General features: G+C 38.2%; 18 protein-coding genes. 16 read left to right on the forward strand and 2 right to left on the reverse strand.

Going from position 1 to position 18,220, the window contains the following annotated elements:
- Positions 1 to 217: 217 nt before the first annotated feature.
- The gene (locus tag ACJ004_RS03780) at positions 218 to 1,066 is read right to left on the reverse strand and encodes a MurR/RpiR family transcriptional regulator (RefSeq protein ID WP_410891177.1); all 849 of its coding nucleotides are present in this window, start codon (positions 1,064 to 1,066) and stop codon (positions 218 to 220) included.
- Between the two features lie 254 nt (positions 1,067 to 1,320).
- On the opposite strand from ACJ004_RS03780, the gene ACJ004_RS03785 reads away from it, so the two are divergent.
- The 16 genes from ACJ004_RS03785 to lacD all read left to right on the forward strand — a co-directional run bounded on the left by ACJ004_RS03785 (position 1,321) and on the right by lacD (position 17,225).
- Positions 1,321 to 2,703 carry an aspartate aminotransferase family protein gene (locus ACJ004_RS03785; protein ID WP_410891178.1) on the forward strand — a complete coding sequence of 461 codons (1,383 nt, stop codon included), beginning with the start codon at positions 1,321 to 1,323 and terminating at the stop codon, positions 2,701 to 2,703.
- Between the two features lie 195 nt (positions 2,704 to 2,898).
- Positions 2,899 to 3,108: a hypothetical protein gene (locus ACJ004_RS03790; protein WP_410891179.1), complete on the forward strand. Its 210-nt coding sequence runs from the start codon at positions 2,899 to 2,901 to the stop codon at positions 3,106 to 3,108.
- Between the two features lie 31 nt (positions 3,109 to 3,139).
- Positions 3,140 to 3,427, forward strand: a complete 288-nt coding sequence (locus tag ACJ004_RS03795; protein ID WP_410891180.1) for a hypothetical protein — start codon at positions 3,140 to 3,142, stop codon at positions 3,425 to 3,427.
- On the forward strand, positions 3,411 to 3,902 hold the full coding sequence (locus ACJ004_RS03800) for a CBO0543 family protein (RefSeq protein WP_410891181.1): 492 nt from the start codon (positions 3,411 to 3,413) through the stop codon (positions 3,900 to 3,902). Before ACJ004_RS03795 ends, ACJ004_RS03800 begins: the two co-directional genes overlap by 17 nt.
- Before the next feature lie 46 nt (positions 3,903 to 3,948).
- Entirely contained in the window at positions 3,949 to 4,455 is a 507-nt protein-coding gene (locus ACJ004_RS03805) for a CBO0543 family protein (RefSeq protein ID WP_410891182.1), read from the forward strand.
- A gap of 512 nt (positions 4,456 to 4,967) precedes the next feature.
- Entirely contained in the window at positions 4,968 to 5,699 is a 732-nt protein-coding gene (locus ACJ004_RS03810; RefSeq protein WP_410891183.1) for a GntR family transcriptional regulator, read from the forward strand.
- 313 nt (positions 5,700 to 6,012) lie between these two features.
- Positions 6,013 to 7,062, forward strand: a complete 1,050-nt coding sequence (locus ACJ004_RS03815; RefSeq protein WP_410891184.1) for a LacI family DNA-binding transcriptional regulator — start codon at positions 6,013 to 6,015, stop codon at positions 7,060 to 7,062.
- 91 nt (positions 7,063 to 7,153) lie between these two features.
- Positions 7,154 to 8,428: a Gfo/Idh/MocA family protein gene (locus ACJ004_RS03820; protein ID WP_410891185.1), complete on the forward strand. Its 1,275-nt coding sequence runs from the start codon at positions 7,154 to 7,156 to the stop codon at positions 8,426 to 8,428.
- A 191-nt stretch (positions 8,429 to 8,619) separates the two neighbouring features.
- Positions 8,620 to 9,873, forward strand: coding sequence for an ABC transporter substrate-binding protein (locus ACJ004_RS03825; RefSeq protein ID WP_410891186.1), 1,254 nt, complete (start codon positions 8,620 to 8,622; stop codon positions 9,871 to 9,873).
- Positions 9,874 to 9,959: 86 nt separating this feature from the next.
- Positions 9,960 to 10,880: a carbohydrate ABC transporter permease gene (locus ACJ004_RS03830; RefSeq protein WP_410891278.1), complete on the forward strand. Its 921-nt coding sequence runs from the start codon at positions 9,960 to 9,962 to the stop codon at positions 10,878 to 10,880.
- Positions 10,881 to 10,969: 89 nt separating this feature from the next.
- Positions 10,970 to 11,728 (forward strand): carbohydrate ABC transporter permease, encoded by a 759-nt coding sequence (locus tag ACJ004_RS03835; RefSeq protein ID WP_410891279.1) that lies wholly within the window; start codon positions 10,970 to 10,972, stop codon positions 11,726 to 11,728.
- 229 nt (positions 11,729 to 11,957) lie between these two features.
- Entirely contained in the window at positions 11,958 to 12,854 is an 897-nt protein-coding gene (locus tag ACJ004_RS03840) for an ROK family protein (protein WP_410891187.1), read from the forward strand.
- A 24-nt stretch (positions 12,855 to 12,878) separates the two neighbouring features.
- Positions 12,879 to 14,045: an SIS domain-containing protein gene (locus tag ACJ004_RS03845; protein ID WP_410891188.1), complete on the forward strand. Its 1,167-nt coding sequence runs from the start codon at positions 12,879 to 12,881 to the stop codon at positions 14,043 to 14,045.
- 68 nt (positions 14,046 to 14,113) lie between these two features.
- Positions 14,114 to 15,262 (forward strand): N-acetylglucosamine-6-phosphate deacetylase, encoded by a 1,149-nt coding sequence (nagA, locus tag ACJ004_RS03850; RefSeq protein WP_410891189.1) that lies wholly within the window; start codon positions 14,114 to 14,116, stop codon positions 15,260 to 15,262.
- 25 nt (positions 15,263 to 15,287) lie between these two features.
- Positions 15,288 to 16,223 (forward strand): tagatose-6-phosphate kinase, encoded by a 936-nt coding sequence (gene lacC / locus ACJ004_RS03855; RefSeq protein WP_410891190.1) that lies wholly within the window; start codon positions 15,288 to 15,290, stop codon positions 16,221 to 16,223.
- 15 nt (positions 16,224 to 16,238) lie between these two features.
- Entirely contained in the window at positions 16,239 to 17,225 is a 987-nt protein-coding gene (lacD, locus tag ACJ004_RS03860; RefSeq protein ID WP_410891191.1) for a tagatose-bisphosphate aldolase, read from the forward strand.
- Between the two features lie 241 nt (positions 17,226 to 17,466).
- On the opposite strand, the gene ACJ004_RS03865 is transcribed toward lacD, so the two are convergent.
- Entirely contained in the window at positions 17,467 to 18,210 is a 744-nt protein-coding gene (locus tag ACJ004_RS03865; RefSeq protein ID WP_410891192.1) for an IclR family transcriptional regulator, read from the reverse strand.
- Positions 18,211 to 18,220: the final 10 nt, after the last annotated feature.

The following is an 18,220-nucleotide window of genomic DNA, read 5'->3' on the forward strand; positions in this document are numbered from 1 at the left end:
TTTTCCTTTTATTTAAATTAAAATGATGAAATAAAAAGTCTGACAGGAGTTTCTTCTGTCAGACTTTTTGCGGTCGGGAAAAAATTTTTTAAGAACCTTTTTCAAATCCAATGAGCGAATAATACAGTTGGAAGCATTAATAAAACAAAGGGCTGGCAATGTATAAAAACATGTACAAGGAACGGCAAAAAAGGGAAATTTTTTAATTCCTAATCGTTTATTTTATGAATATGTCAAAATGATTCCAAGTTTCTTCTAATTGTTTTAGACGACTTTGGAATTCCTTCGACTTGTGCTTGCTGATATATGTAACCAAAGCATTAATTAAGCTAAGTGGAGCTACAAAAGAGTCGATGAACGTTGGCATTTTAGTGGTAGCGACAAGTGAATAATCTACATAAGGAATAAGCGGAGATGATAAAAGATCTGTAATAGCAATAGTCGCAGCCCCTTTTTCACGTGCATATTTTATGACATCAATCGTACTTTTAGTGTATCTTGCAAAACTCATCCCAATCACGACATCATTTTTATTCAGTGAATTTAAACTTTCTGTTTTTGTTTCAATCGTTTGAATTAATTCGGTATTTCCCAAAATCATATTTAAATAATATTGAAGGAATACAGCCAGTGACAAAGCACTTCTATTAGCTACAATAAATAATCTCTCAGCATTTAGTAGGATATCTACAATCTGAAGAAAGGAATTTATGTCCAACTTTTCCATGGTAGTTTTAATATTAGCCATATCATCTTGGAATATTTCATAGATACCCTTTTCTTTGTTATCGTAGACTTCCAAAGACATTTCTAATCTTTCATAGGTAGTTAATTGCTGCTGTATGGACTCCTGTAATCGTTGCTGAAGTTCAGGATAACCTGTAAAACCAAGAAAATTGGCGAACCTTACAGTTGTTGCTTCACTGACACCAGACAACTTTGCTAATTTTGCAACGTTTAAGAAGGGAACTGTATTAGGATTGTCTATGATATATTTGGCAATCCTTTTTTGAGATTTACTCATATGAGGCATCTGAGCGGATATATGCTGGTAAACATTATTCATAATAAAGAACCTCCAAGAATGTAGGAAAGAATTAATAATGAAAAATTTATTTCATTAGGGAATTTAGTATTTTGTTCCTAATTAAAAGATATCACAAAAAAGGAACTCGTTACTAGTAGACACTATTATTTGATTTGGGGTATCATGTCGGATGGTAAATTCATCAATGTGTGAAATGAAAATTTCATATAATACAATTAAATGAAAAATATTTTTTAAAATTCCTTATCCCTATTTTTAATGAGGTGTAATCAATGGAAACCCTAAACTTAAGAAATGCATTAATCGAATTTGAGAAAAGAACACCTAAGTCACAAGCTTTTATCCAGGAAGCAAATACGATTATGCCTGGAGGGGTAACAGCAAATATCAAATTTTTCGAACCGTATCCGATCGTTATGCAAAGTGGAAATGGGGCTTATTTGACAGATCTAGATGGGAATCAATACATTGATTATCTCCTATCTTACGGAGCGTTAATGCTTGGACATGGTCATACAGCGATAGTTCAAGCGGTACATAATCAATTAGCGGAAGATGGAACTTCGCTTTTTGGTACTCCTCATCGACTCGAACTAGATATGGCCCAAAAAATTCAACAGTATTATCCAAGCATGGAGATGATTCGTTTTACCAATTCAGGAACAGAAGCCACACTTTTGGCGATTCGGATGGCTTTTGCCTATACAGGAAAGTACAAGCTTGCGAAATTAGAAGGACACTATCACGGCGGATACAATCAAGTCCTTCTTAGTGTGAACCCACCAGTTGCAGAGGCGGGCCCGGCACATGAGCCGAGGGCAATCATTGAATCTAAAGGAATAGAACCTCATCAAGTGGAAAATACGGTTATTTTACCTTTCAATGATCTCGATGCATGCGCAGAAATATTGAAGAAGCGAAAGGATGAAATCGCTGCAGTCATGCTAGAACCGGTACAGTCTGGCTTTATCCCAGCTGATCAGACTTTTATAGAAGGATTGCGCAAGGTTACAGATGAGTTAGGAATCCTATTAATATTTGATGAAGTGAAGACAGGATTCCGTATGGGCATTGGTGGAGCTCAATCTGTGTACGCTGTAAAACCGGATATTACCACATTAGGTAAAGTCATTGGTGGAGGTTTCCCTGTCGGCCTCATCGGAGGGAAGAAAGAAATAATGATGGTCACGGCTCCAACAGCAGCGTCTGATGTTTTTGATAGTAGTATTAGTAAGAAATCAAGTTCGAAAGATGTACTATTCCATAGTGGTACTTATAATGGCCATCCAACCATTTTGTCTGCAGGCTTAGCAGTAATTAACGTATTAGAACAAGAAATGGATCGAGTAATGGCTGTGACAGAGCAGTTAAAGGATGGAATCAGAGAGTTATTTGCTTCTAAGGGCATTGGGATGCAAACAATAGGTTTAGGTACAATCTTTAACGTAGTAATTACAGAAAAAGAGCATGTACGTAATTACCGTGATCTTCAAGAATCTAATTTTTCTTTACGCAAAGAAATTGATTTCCATCTCCTTACAGAAGGCATATATACAAAGCCGTTGAACAGATATAGTATGTCTACTGCACACGGAGAAAAAGAGATTAGTGCGACTCTTGACGCGTATGAACGAGTTTTATTTAAAAAAATATAAAATAAGCTGGGAAAATTACCAATCAAAATAAAATATAAATATTGTCGTCCATTTAAAGCTAATTTGAAAAGACACGAGAAATCGTGTCTTGTTTTATTTTTTAATACTATAAAAAAACTGACAATGGGTTTTTCTTTTTGGGAAGAGATGGCGTTTGTTATTGGATAGTGAATAATAGGCGGAAAACAACCAATAATGAAAGATATGCTGGGATGTATAATTGAAGGAGATCTATATGATGATTGGACTGCCATTAACTATCTTATTAACTTTATCTATTTCCCTTTGTTTCTTTTTTCAAAGGAAACCATTCTCCTTTATCCAGAACTCTATCATTTATATGACTCTCACCATTTTAACAACCAATGTGATCACCATATTGTCTTTAAATTTAAAGTGGATTAAAACAACTGAAAATCCTTTTTTATTTCCCACTGTGCTACTTTATCGAGATGGAATCATTCCACTGCTTGTTCTGATTTTCGTTAATGTATTTTATAAAAGTTTCACGTTAAAATTAAAGGTTTTTTATTTCATTTTCATTTTTGCTGGTTTGAATGGAATGGAAGCGTTGTTAATTTATTTTGATGTAATAGAATTTACAAAATGGAATTTTTTCAATGCAGCGACTGTTAATTGTGCCTACCTTTTTATTGGATTAGGGATTGCAAAAATTGTTTTATATGTCTCCAAAAGGAGTATTAAGCATGACAGTCATTTATGAAAAATCATTTGATTGGAATGAATGGGTTGTTATTATAACCCTGTTATTGTTAAATTTACTTATTTTAATTACACCTAAAATTTTCTCCATGATTGAGGGTACTGCCCATTACTTATTTGGGATTACGGTGGTGACTTTCTTTGATCATACCACAAGTGTTAGACCATGGGATTTATACGATGTAAATGACAGTTCAAAATACCAACTGATGGACTTTATCTATTATGTAATGAACGGTCCTTTTAGTTTTTTTTTCATGTACTTATATTCGAAACTAAGAATAAAGGGATATCAAATGATTCTCTACATCCTTATTTGGTCAAGCTTCGGCTTGCTAGCAGAATGGATTGGAGTCAAAATTGGACTGTTTCACTACAACAAAGGATATAAAATGTACTGGTCCTTCCCGATCTACATGCTAATCCAAACTATTCAAATTATCTACTACCACAAAATTCAAAAAGCAAGGAAGTAATTCAGTTGGGATAGTATAGTATTACTCATTTTAAAGGAATGGTATTATGTATATTTTAATTAATATTTTCTATATTTTAGCAGGGTATAAATGGGGGGATTGGAGGAATTGGAAACAGTATTATCCAACAATTCTCTTCTTCATCATTGGAGATTTTTTATACAACTTTCTACTTTATAAACAATCGATGTGGTTATTTCATGATTTAATCTTACCCAACCATACAATGATTACAATTTTAGCAATGGTCGTATCTTATACTGCAACTGTATTAATTTACTTAGGGAGATTTCCTGAAGGGGGGAAAAAACGTTCATTATGGTTTTTGATATGGGTAGGAATATATTTATGCGTAGAGTATGTTAACAATAAGTTTGGGTTTATTACATATCATAATGGGTGGAATTTGTGGTGGTCTGTTTTATTTACTGGTATTATTTTTTTAATATTGCCTATTCATCACAAAAAACCTCTTTTAGCTTGGCTGTTATCCATAATAATTATTGTATCTCTATTAAGCATCTTTGATGTGAATATTAGTGAAATGAAATAAATTGGATTGTTATTATTCAATGATGATTCATTCATTTAGATATAAAGAAATAGAGATCCAAAACGTACAATTAAAGGCAAATGAATGATAAAACCCAGATGAGAAATGGGTGGTCCCTGACCCCCACAACCGCACTGTGGTTCCTCCATTCGTGCGGTTTTTTTCTTAGATTGGAGTTTGACCCCAAAGCATTCATTTTTTCTTATGAACCAAGAAGGTTTAAAGGCGGTTTCTTATTGGACCTAATTAGATAGATAGCTAAAAACACGACAAATGTTGTGTTTTTTATTTTTTTCAAAAACAAAAAATTAAAAATGTATAATTTATAAATTAGATATTAAAACCTAAAACAGGAGTGAATAATGCACCTAAGTAGCAATCTTGATAGATTATTATTGTTCGATAGAAACTATTCATTCATTTAACCTGGTTGTTGGGTTGACTCTACAAGTGTTGGTGATATAATTTAGTATTAAAAGAATGTGAGTATGGTTTGGAGGCAGTTAAGTAAAATGGAACCATTGCAGCATGATAGTTTAATTCCGCTTTATCACCAATTAATGGAAAGATTAAAGGATTCAATTGAAAAGGGACATTGGACCCCAGGAGATAAAATCCCTTCGGAAAATCAATTAATGAACCAATTTGGAGTAAGCCGTAACACGGCTAAAAAAGCGATTGAGGAGCTTGTACAAGAAGGAATTCTTTACAGAATCCAAGGAAAAGGGACCTTTGTCGCAAAACCAAAATTGCAGCAGTCACTAATGGGATTCTATAGCTTTAGCAAAGTATTAAAAGAAAAAGGATTGAATCCTAAGGATATCATTCTGAAAATAGAAGAAGTCACACCAACTGCCAAAATTCAGGAAGCTCTGAAGTTGAGCGGAGATGAGAATGTCATTGAAATGAAACGCCTTCGTTGTGCTAATAATGAGCCATATATTTTGGAATCATCTTTCATTCCGAAACACGTAGTTTCAGATATGGAGCAGTTAAAAAGGGTGGGCGAAATTTCATTATATGATTTATTTTCACAACAGTTTAATATTGTGGTAACCAGAGCAAAAGAGGCATTTGAACCTGTTCTCATTCGTGCTGATGAAAGTGAATATTTGCAGACAGAGGAAGGTCGTCCGGCACTTCTGCTCGAACGAACTGCCTATGATGTAAATAGTGTGCCTGTTGAATTTTGTATATCCATTGTACGAGGGGACCGCTGCCGCTTCTACACCGAACTAAGCTAATCGTTTATTACTCATAGCATTTTGTCTATGAGTTTTTTAAAATCTAACTTGTACCAACAACCCAATAAATTTTAACTTTTTTAAGTTGATGGGTTGACAGGTTAACGCCGAGGAGGGTATATTCAAATTAGTTAAAATTTTCAGTTAGTACTCTGAAGTCTATTTTTTAGAATATTCTTGTACCAACAATCCATCATTGATCCGAACGGGAGTACAACCTCTTTTACAAAAAAAAGAAATTTCCGAAAAGGGAAAAAATTTGTTATTCTATTAAAAAAAGCGCTTAAGTTCAAACCTAAGAGGTGTTTTAGTTGTGGCAAGATTAAAGGATATTGCAGAATATGTTGGTGTTTCCATTTCGACTGTTTCAAGGGTCATTCAAAATGATCAGACCAGAAATGTTCATCCGGAAACGAAAACGAAAATTTGGAAGGCAGTGAAGGAGTTAGGGTATATACCTAATCAGAATGCCCGAAATTTAGTGACCAACAAGCAAGAAAAGAGTAAGACAAGAACAATGAAAATTGGATGGGTAGCCAATCCAAAATCAGCAGAAACAAACCCCTATTTTGCAACTATTTATACAGGTATTCGTGATACATTAGCTAATAATGATTACACACTTATTAGTATTACCAAGGATGAAATCGAAAACGAGGCACTGCTTCTTAAGACGATTCATGACTTAGGGATTGAAGGACTGCTTCTGATCGATAAGATTGAGGACAGTCTTATCGAGTATATCCAGCAAACTATACCTGTTGTAGGGCTGGACTTTTATTATTCAGATAAAAATATAGCAATCGTAGACTATGATCGCATAGCCGCTATCAAAACGGTGGTACAGTGCTTAGTGAATCAAGGACATCTAGACATAGGATTTATTGGTGGAGGTGTTGATGCAACCATTGAAGAGTTGTCTGCGGAACATCGCTTTAAAGGTTTTCAACATGCCATGGAAGAAGCTGGACTCCCGATTCAACCAGAATGGGTCATCAATACAAAGTGGAAAATGCAAACTAGCTATGAACAAATGAGAAGTTTGATAGAAAGAGCGCCCCTGCATTTGCCGACCGCAATGGTTTGCGCAAGTGATTTAATGGCCATCGCAGCCATGCGGGCTGTTATAGAAAATCATCTTAGAATCCCTGAGGACATCGCTTTCTTTGGCGTGGATAATCTGGAAATGGGGAAATATTCATCACCCCAGCTTTCAACGGTAGACATCCCAAAGTATGAAATGGGAAGTATGGCGGCTAAAACAATTATGGAAATGGTAGAAGAGGAAGTAAAACTTCCGATAAAGATGATCCTACCGTTTGAATTAGTCATTCGTGAGTCCTCTAACATAAAACGAACCTAAGTGGTTCTTTTTTAAACAACAGTCGGAAAACGTTTGGATTGATTCGGGAAAAATTAGGAAAACGAAATATGATGATGATAGGAGAGTTAACATGAAACCAATGACAGCCATTATGATCGGAGCTGGTGACAGAGGGGCAAGAGCATATGCGCCTTATGCCTTAGATTATCCTAATGAGTTAAGGATCATAGGTGTGGCAGAGCCAAACATAGAAAGAAGAACTAAATTTCAACAAGCACATCATATTTCCAATGAAAATTGTTATGAGTCTTGGGAAGAGGTACTTAATTTAGAAACGAAAATTGCGGATATTGCCATTATATGTACACTTGATGCTAATCACTTTAAACCGACCATGAAAGCATTGGAACTGGGTTATCATGTGATGTTGGAAAAACCAATGTCTCCAGATCCAATGGAATGCATTGCGATGGAACAAGCCGCCCGAAAGTATAATCGGCAGCTTACCATATGCCATGTGCTTAGGTACACGGAATTTTGGGCAACGATTAAAAAGATTATCTCCAAAGGGGAAATTGGCGAGGTCGTATCACTGCAATTAAATGAAAATGTAGAAGTCATGCATATGTCCCACAGCTTTGTTCGCGGCAATTGGAATAATAAAGGGAGAACAAGTCCGATGATTCTTCAAAAATCTTGTCATGATATGGATATTATTTCTTTTGTAATCGGCAAGGATTGTAAGCGTGTTAGTTCATATGGGTCGCTCATGCATTTTAAGGAAGAAAATGCACCAATTGGAGCGCCGAAAAGATGCTTAGAAGGCTGTCCTGCCGAACTTGAATGTCCCTATCACGCTGGCAGGTATTATCTTGGAGAAGGCAAAGGATGGGCAAAGAAATTTACCGAAGACTACACAAATGAAGGCATTATAAAGGCATTAAATGAAACACCTTATGGGAAATGTGTTTATCGCTCAGATAATGATGTGGTCGATCATCAAGTGGTCAATATGGAATTCGAGGGTGGAGCAACAGCAACGTTCAGCATGTGCGGCTTTACAAGGGAACAAACACGAATTGTTCAAATCATGGGAACAAAAGGAGAAATACGTGGAAATATGGAGGAAAACCGTCTATCCATCTTTGATTTTCTTACAAAACAGGAAACGGTCATTAAGTTTGACAATCCCATTGGCGGGCATGGTGGAGGAGATCATGGCATCATGAGAACCTTCCTGAGAGAAATTCAATATGGAAATAAACAAGATAGTGTCTCTTCCGCATCTGCATCCGTAAGAAGTCACCTAATGGCATTGGCAGCAGAAGAATCTAGGCTAAATCAGGGCCAATCGATTCATATTGACGATTATTATAATAGCTTAGTAGAAAATGTTAAAAGTTAAAGTATTTAAGGGAGGTGGTAATCTGTATACAAATTAGTATTCGCACGTTTTTCTCAATTTTGGATTAGCAAAGTAATTAAGTTAAAAAATTTGTAAGGGCTATCAAAGGGGAGCATGTCATTCTACCATTCATGTTCTAAGCGTTTTTATTAGAAATCTACTAAACATTTAAGAGAGGGAAGGGAAACAAGATGAAAAAGTGGCTTATCATGCTTTTAACTGTAATTTTAGGATTACTGGGGTTAGCCGGATGTAGTGGCAGCAGTAGCACATCAGGTAATGCCAAAGATGGGAAAGTGGAAATAACTTATGGATTTTGGGATAAGAAACAAGTGCCTGCTGTAGAAGAAATTGTTAAGTTATTTAACGAAAAATATCCGAACATTAAAGTGAAAACAGAGCTAACTCCATATGGTCAGTATTTCCAGAAACTCGAAACGGCTGCCACTGGGGGGGCCTTGCCGGATGTTATGTGGATGAATGGTGCTCATGTTGAACAATATGCGGAAGGGAAGGTTATACTCCCGCTTAGTGACCTTGCAAAGAAAGATAACTTTAGTTTAGATAATTATCCGAAATCTTTAATTGATCTTTATACTGTTGATGGAAAAGTTTATGGAATTCCGAAAGACTTTGATACAACAGGATTATGGTATAACAAAAAAATCTTCGATGCAGCAGGAATGCCGTATCCAGATGACACTTGGGACTGGAACAAGTTAAAGGAAGTGGCGACCAAACTGACCAACAAAGATAAAGGTATTTGGGGCTATGCTGCGTTAATGGGCAACCAAGGCGGCTATTATGATTTCATATGGCAAAATGGCGGTTATATTATTTCCGACGATGGTAAGTCTGTTGGTTTTGATCAACCTGAGGCGATAGAGGCACTTAAATACAATATTAGTTTTATTAAAGAAGGGCTATCTCCAACGCAAGCGCAAATGACGGAAACAGCTGCTTCTGAATTATTCTCTTCAGGAAAAGTAGCGATGATGTTTGATGGACCTTGGATGGTTACGGAATATAAGAATAATCCTGATTTAAACGTTGCCGTTGTGCCAAAAGGGAAACAGCGCGCGGTTGCGATTCATGGGTTATCTAATGTCATTGCGGCGAATACAAAGCATAAGGATGCGGCATGGAAGTTTGTTCAGTTCCTAGGCTCTAAAGAAGCTGCGGAAGTATATGCGCAAACAGGAACAGTGATTCCTGCTTATAATGGGACCCAAGATGCTTGGTTACAGTCTGTTCCAAATTTGAACCTTAAAGCTTTTATTGATGGTGTTGAATATTCTGTTCCACTGCCGAGTGTGAAAAGTACAGGGGAAATTTGGCAGTATGAAATAGATGTCCTTAAAAAGGCATGGAGTGAGGAAGAAAGTGTAGACGATGCCGTAAAAGAGCTAACGAAAAAGGCAAATGAGGCTTTATCAAAGAAATAGAAAAATTGAAGAGAAGAAATGGTTTCTTCTCTTCTTTTTTCTAATAAGGAGGGAATACAGTGAAGGAACTTCCTCTACAGGTTGAAGTGAAAGCGAAAAAAAAATTTAAGGTTTCTAATTTAGCGAAGACAAGGAAACGATCAGATTACTTTTGGGCCTATCTTATGATTGCTCCTACTATGTTGGGATTGTTTATTTTTTACCTGTGGCCAATCATTCAGACCTTTTACTTTAGTTTCACTGAATGGGGAGCATTTGGACACTATGAGTGGACTGGGTTAGATAATTATAAGAGGATGCTTGAGGATACAAACCTATTAAAATCGTTTAAGAATACTGGTATTTATATTATTTTTACGGTCCCAATTGGGATCTTCTTATCGATTCTAGTAGCGGTTCTCTTGAACCAGAAAATTAAGGGGAAATCCGTTTATCGGACATTATATTTTTTACCCGTCATCACAATGCCGGCAGCCATCGCAATGGTTTGGAAATGGCTTTATAACTCCGATTACGGTCTACTAAACTATCTTTTTTCTTTAATCGGAATCAAGGGGCCGCAGTGGGTAAGTGATCCGAAAATTGCCTTATATTCGATTATTGTGGTAGCCATCTGGAGTGGAATTGGTTACAACATGGTCATTTTCCTCTCCGGCCTGCAAGGAATTCCGAAGACCTATTATGAAGCAGCGGAAATGGATGGGGCAGGTCCATTAAGGGTGTTCTTTAAAATTACGCTGCCGCTGCTCTCCCCGGTTATTTTCTTTGTGAGCATCATGTCTTTAATTGGGGCTTTTCAAGTGTTTGATTTAATCTTCATGATGATTGGAAAAAGCAGTACAGCCTTGGAAAATACGCAGTCGATTGTATATTTATTTTATCAGCATGCATTCGTCTTAAACGATAAAGGATATGCAGCAGCCATCGCTGTTCTCTTATTAATCGTTATTCTAATTATTACAGCTATTCAAATGGTGTTACAGAAAAAATGGGTTCACTATGACTAAAGGAGGGAGAACAATTGGAAAGAACGAGACAGCTTATAACAAGTAAGACATTCCTCATCCATTTTATCCTTATTGTGGGCTCGGTGGCCATGGTCGTGCCCTTTTTGTGGATGATCCTAACCTCATTAAAAACCTATGCTGAGTCGATTCATGTACCTCCTGTTATTATTCCTGAGGATTTCAAATGGGAAAACTACAAAGAGGTGTTTGGACTGCTGCCTTTTTTCAAATTTATGTTTAACACCTTTATTGTTACGGTCGTCCGAACAGCGGGGCAGTTGTTTTTGTGTTCGTTGGCCGCCTATGCCTTTGCCCGTATTGAATTTCCAGGCAGGAATTTTCTATTTATATTAGCATTATCGGTTCTCATGGTTCCTGGGCAAGTGTTTTTGCTACCGCAATACATGATTATAGTGAAATTAGGCTGGTTGAATACATTGCAAGCAGTAATTGTCCCTGGTTTGTTTAGCGCTTTTGGTACATTTCTGCTGCGTCAATTCTTTATGGGGCTTCCAAAAGAACTGGAAGAGGCAGCAAGGCTTGATGGATGCAACCATTTCCAAATTTATTGGAAGATTATGCTTCCTCTAGCCAAACCTGGTTTGGTTGCATTGGGTATATTCACTACCCTATGGAGCTGGAATGAATTAATGTGGCCGATGATTGTGAATAGTTCAACTGAATCGATGACACTTTCTGTCGGATTGTCATCGTTACAGGGTCAATATTTAACCAACTATCCGATTCTTATGGCAGGCTCGTTTTTAGCCATACTGCCAATGTTGATTTTATTTATCATCCTGCAAAAGCAATTTATTGAGGGAATTGCCGTAACTGGAGGAAAATAAAGATAAAAAATCAAGAAATTAAGAACATCTTTTCATGTTGGGTTGACCCAATAAGTAGTGGTGATATTAAATAATATAGGTAGTTTAATTTTGGTAGGCAGGATGATTACTGCCGTTTCTATCCTGAATTAACGACATTTTTAAAAACTCATATGATTTTGCTTATGGGTTTTTAAAAAACAAGACTTGTACCAACAACCCATCTATAGATATTTAGAGGTGTACAAATATGAAAAAGGCAATCGGCATTGATATTGGAGGGACAAAGATTGCAGCGGGAATCATTGCGGAATCAGGAGAATTGCTTAACTGTACGGTAGTAAAAAGTGACCCCTCTGACCGCGATAGCATGTTTAATCAAGTAGTAAAAGCGGTTGAACAAGTTCTTGAAGGGTCATCATTTTCATGGTCAAAGATAGAAGGGATCGGTGTGGGGGTACCAGGCAAAGTAGACCGAGAAAATGGCATCGCTGTATTTCAAAATAATTTACCTTGGCAGCATTTTCCGATCACCGCCCGTTTACAAGAGCAATTTTGCCCTCAGAGGATAACGATTGACAATGATGTCTATATGGCGGCTTTTGCCGAATGGATAGCGGCACAGGTAAACAGGAATGGAACTTTTGTTTACGTGACGATTAGTACAGGAATCTCTTGTTCTATCATTCATAAAGGTTCCTTTTTCAGGGGAGCAGGATTCGCTGGAGAGCTTGGTCTCATCCCGGTCCTCTCGAAGGGAGCCAATGAACGATTGGAAATAATTGCTGCCGGCCCAGGGATCCAGAAAATGGCGGAAAAGGAATTGCAGGCAGAGACCATTTCAACCAAGGATGTCTTTGCGGAATATTTAAACGGTTCTCAGGAATATCAGCCCATCATCGAAGAGGTGACTGGTTATTTAGCTCAAGGCATTTATACGATTTCCTGTTTATTGGATCCGCACAAAATAGTTTTTGGCGGAAGTGTGATTGGAAACAATCCTTTTTTGCTTGAATTAATAAAAGAAAAGCTAAAAATTTATCAACTGCCAGAACAACAACATTTATTAGGCCAAATGAGTATCAGCACCATGAAGCAGGCTAATGGTGTCATCGGTGCAGGGTTACGGGTGTTCGAAAGGATATAAATAGACTTAGAGGAGTGACCGATTATGTTTACGTTAAGTGAAGAAGCATTAGTGCCATTAGGTGCATCCAATACAACAGCAGAAATAAAACAGCAGCCTGATTTATGGGATGAAACATATACATTGTTTATAAAGAAAAGCCGGGAGATTAAAGAGTTTTTGCAAAAATTATCGGAAAAACACGGGCGGATCCGAGTTATTTTTACAGGCGCCGGAACGTCTGCCTATGTCGGTGATACAGTTATACCTTATCTGAAAGAAAAAATGGATGAAAAACAGTGGGAATTGATAAGTATTCCGACAACCACTTTGGTGTCAAATCCTTATCAATTTTTAAAAGCGGATTTTCCCACCGTACTGGTTTCGTTTGCTCGAAGCGGCAACAGCCCGGAAAGTATTGCTGCCGTACAATTAGCTGAACAAATGGTAACGAACCTCTACCAGTTAACCATTACGTGTGCCAAAGATGGGGAGTTAGCGAAAAGGGCAAGCGGGGATGAAAATCATCTCTTGTTGTTGATGCCCGAAAGAGCCAATGACCAAGGATTTGCTATGACCGGAAGCTACTCGTGCATGACGCTTACAGCATTGCTTATTTTTGATACGGTGCGTGCGGAAGAAAAAGGGGCAATTGTCAAAACGATCCGTCACATGGGTGAAAGTGTCATTCAAAGGGAAGACAAAATCCAAAAAATGATCGATCGTGATTTTGACCGCATCATTTACCTCGGATCTGGAAGTTTAGAAGGTGTAACGAGAGAAGCTCATTTAAAAGTATTAGAGCTAACGGCTGGTAAAATTGTCACCGCCTATGATTCATCGTTAGGATTTAGACACGGTCCTAAATCCTTTGTGAATGAAAAAGCACTGATTTTTGTTTTTGTTTCAAACCATCCTTATACACGTCGATACGATTTGGATATGTTACATGAATTGAATCATGATAACATTGCCAACTACATTTGCGCGATCGAAGTGGACGGAGAAACTAATTATGATGGTGAAACCTTCGCATTTGGAATCGAAGCACGAACCGTTCCGGACGCTTACCTGGCGCTGCCGTTTGTCATGATTGCGCAGACGGTCTCCCTGCTAGCTTCTATTAAAGTCGGCAATACACCGGATACTCCTTCACCGACAGGAACGGTTAACCGTGTCGTAAAAGGAGTATCCATTTACGAATACAAATAAATGGTTTAGTAGTTTTAAAAAATGAAAAGGGATTCTTGCCCTTCCTATACGTTTAGAGGTGTAGCAAAATGGAAACGTTTGTTTTTGCAGAAAAATTTTTTCTTGAGGAAAAGGTTGCAGGTCCCGGTTTTTTGGAAATCAAAGAAGGGAAATTCGGTGCTTTTATTGAAGAATTGCCCCATGAATCAACCAAAGTCATGGATTATGGCGGGCAATGGATTGCTCCTGGTTTAGTGGACACACATATTCACGGATTTCAAAACCACGATGTGATGGAAAATGACTTTGAGGGCTTGAATATGATATCTGTAGAGCTGCTTTCTTGCGGAGTCACTTCCTTTCTCCCCACAACTTTAACTTCCTCCACCGAATCATTAAATTACTTGGTTGAAATGATTGGTGCAAATTATACAAAGGTGCAAGGGGCGAAAATAAGAGGCATATTTTTAGAAGGGCCATTTTTTACAGAGAAACATAAAGGGGCACAAAACACGAAATACTTTCGTGACCCATCCGTTGAGATGTTAAAGGTTTGGCAAAAGCTTTCCAATGATACGATTAAAAAAATTGCGATTGCTCCTGAACGAAAAGGTGCAGTGGAATTTATTGAGTATGCTGTCAAAGAAGGGATTTCGGTCGCGTTAGCTCATAGTGACGCAACGTATGAAGAAGCAAAACAAGCGGTTGAAAAAGGGGCCTCCATTTTTATACATACTTTTAATGGAATGAGCCCGCTGCACCATCGTGAGCCGGGGATGGTTGGTGCGGCCATGAATTTAAAAGATGTGTTTGCGGAAATCATTTGTGACGGACACCATGTCCATCCTGTTGCCGCCAACATTTTAATGAACGTCCGCGGCAGAGATACAACCGTTATGGTGACCGATTGTATGATGGCCGGTGGCATGCCGAACGGACACTATCAGTTGGGAGAATTCCCTGTGAGAGTGAAAGATGGGATGGCCCGCTTGGAAAATGGAAGCCTAGCAGGCAGTATTTTGCAATTAAAAGATGCGGTCAAAAATGCCGTCGAGTGGGGGATTGCCACACCGGAAGAGGCGATTTACATGGCCAGTTCGGCACCTGCTAAAAGTGTTCAAATCAATCACGAATGCGGGAAAATTGCTCCGGGGTACGCAGCTGACTTTATCGTGTTAAATCCTGCCCTGGATTTAATTGCTACTTATGTGGATGGTGCCTGTCGTTATCAAGCCTAAACAACTACCAGAAAGAGTGAGTTCAATGATTTTAGCTGTGACGATGAATCCATCTGTTGATATTTCTTATCCGATTGATCGCTTCAAGGTAGATGATGTCAACAGAGTAGGAACGGTCCGGAAAACGGCTGGCGGCAAAGGATTGAATGTTGCCCGTGTAATCGCACAAATGGAAGAGGAAGTCCTGGCAACAGGTGTGCTGGGCGGAACGATTGGCGATTACATCGTTCAGGAATTAAATAAAAGCCATATTCCCAATGACTTTTTAAAAATTGAAAAAGAATCAAGGAATTGTATTGCCATTCTTCATGAAGGAATGCAAACAGAGATTTTAGAATCAGGACCCATGTTATCTAAGGAGGAAGGAACAGCCTTTTTAGAAAAATATAAAGGAATGCTTGCAAACACCTCACTAGTAACGATTTCTGGCAGTTTGCCGCAAGGGTTAGCCGCTAACTATTACCATCAAATCCTAGAAATCAGTCACAAAAAGGGAGTTCCCGTGGTAGTGGATTCATCAGGAGAATCGTTAAAACAAGTCTTGCTGAACGCGGAAAAACCATTTGCCATCAAACCGAATATAGCAGAATTGTCTCAGCTGTTAGGAACTGAAGTGGAAGTAGGAATCATGGATTTGAAACACGCATTAAACAATAAACTATTTACTGGGATTGAGTGGATTATCGTGTCCATGGGCGGTGAAGGAGCCTTTGTCAGGCATGCAGTGGATTTTTATAGGGTTACGATTCCAAAAATTGATGTGGTTAATCCTGTTGGGTCCGGTGATGCGACAGTTGCTGGACTAGCTGTGGCTCTTTATCGTAATCAAACAACCCAGACTGTGCTGAAAATGGCGATGACTACAGGAATGTTAAATACCATGGAAGCTAGAACCGGTTATATTAATATGAACAAGTTTAAACAATACTTTGATTCGGTTAAAGTTGAAAAATTAGATTGAGAGAGGAGAATAACGATGTTAGAACTAACCAAAAATAAATTGGAAGCTCTAAAACGTTTATCGGATGAAAAGGGCGTGTTTGGAGCATTAGCCATTGATCAACGTGGTTCATTGAAAAAAATGATTGCGTCTGGCTGTGCAAGTCATGTTGGAGATGAAGGCATTATCCGTTTCAAAGAATTGGTTTCCGAAGAATTGACTCCTTTTGCAACAGCGATCCTTTTGGACCCGGAATATGGTTTGCCGGCGGCAAAGGTCCGCGACAAAGATTCCGGCTTATTAGTGGCATATGAAAAAACAGGCTACGATGCGTCAGAAGTGGGACGGCTGCCTGACTTATTACCGGAATGGTCCGTGAAACGATTAAAGAAAGCAGGTGCTGATGCTATCAAATTCCTACTCTATTACGATGTAGATGAGGATGAAATAATTAATAACTATAAACACGTCTATATGGAACGGGTAGGATCTGAGTGTACGGCGGAAGACCTTCCTTTTTTCTTAGAAATTGTCTCGTATGATGCTGAAAATGATGATGTGAAAAGTAAAGAGTTTGCTAAAGTAAAACCTCATAAAGTAATTGGGGCGATGAAGGAGTTCTCCAAGTCTCAATACCATGTCGATGTGTTGAAAGTAGAAGTTCCGGTAGATATGAACTTTGTGGAAGGTTATACAGAAGGCGAAACCGTTTACAGTAAAGAAGAAGCAGCCTCTTTTTTCAAAGAGCAAAGTGAAGCCACTGATCTGCCTTTTATCTTCTTGAGTGCAGGAGTAAGCGCGAAACTATTCCAAGAAACTTTGAAATTTGCCAAAGAATCTGGCTCTACCTTTAATGGCGTGTTATGTGGCAGGGCAACCTGGAAAGACGGCGTCGCACCTTTTGCTGAGAATGGTGAACAGGCAGGCCGAGACTGGTTAAAAGATACCGGTATAAGGAATATTGAAGAACTGAATGTTGTGTTGAATGAGACCGCCAGCTCCTGGTTCGATAAAGCAAATTAACTAGTTATCACTCTCGGATATTGTCGAAGTTTGATAGGCTGATTGAGCGAACAGTGACAGGTACTGTTCGTTTTATTTATGCAATTCACTAAAAAATCAATATTGCTATAAATTTAGAAAATACGAGTGAAGAATGGTCGCCCAAAATGGGAAGGCCTATGCACTGCTTGGATCAGGAAATAACAAAGGTGCCAAAGCTGCTATTCTCCAAGAAGAATTCAGCAGCTTTAAATCAACCTATTCAAACTTTAAGTTTACTTCCTAGTTTTGCGGATATGCGCAAGCTAGATTGGATTACTTTTTCGATTAATAAATGCTGTTTTTCATCTGTATTGTTGAAGATTACGTATCCGATGCTTAATGCTCCTATTAATTCGTTCGTGTGATTGAATATAGGAGCTGCGACGGAGGCAGTGCCTTCGGTTTTTTCTCCGTGACTTTCCCCATAGCCTTTATGACGAATAGTATTTAGCAGTTGTAGGAAGGACTCTCTTTCCTCTTTTGGAACTAGTTCATTAATGATTTTTAATGCTTCTTCCTTATTCATATGTGCCAGCATGACTTTATTTGCAGCCCCGATATTCATTGGGATTCTGATACCCAACTGATCATAAATTCGGATTGGGTTATGAGGGCAATCGATTCTTTCAACTATTATAGCTTCTTCGCCTATAGGTTTACTGAAATAAACACTCTCTTCCACCTCATGCATTAATTTCTCCATTTCGGGGCGGATTAGCCCGACAAAATCAAAGGTATCATACATCTGTAAGCCATATTCCAGCCAGGTATACCCCATTGAATAGAGTTTCAGATTCGAATCCTGCTGAATTAATCCGTGCTTGATCATGGATTGTAAAAGACGATGCATGGTACTGACAGGTAGGTTACATTCCTTTGATAAATCCGTAATCGAGAACCATTTTTTAGTATCGCTTTCAGCTAAAACTTTAATTACTTGCATTGCCCGGTCAATTGTTTGCATTTTATTCAAC

Origin of the sequence: Neobacillus sp. 204 (assembly GCF_046562815.1) — a bacterium.
GTDB lineage: Bacteria > Bacillota > Bacilli > Bacillales > Cytobacillaceae > Neobacillus.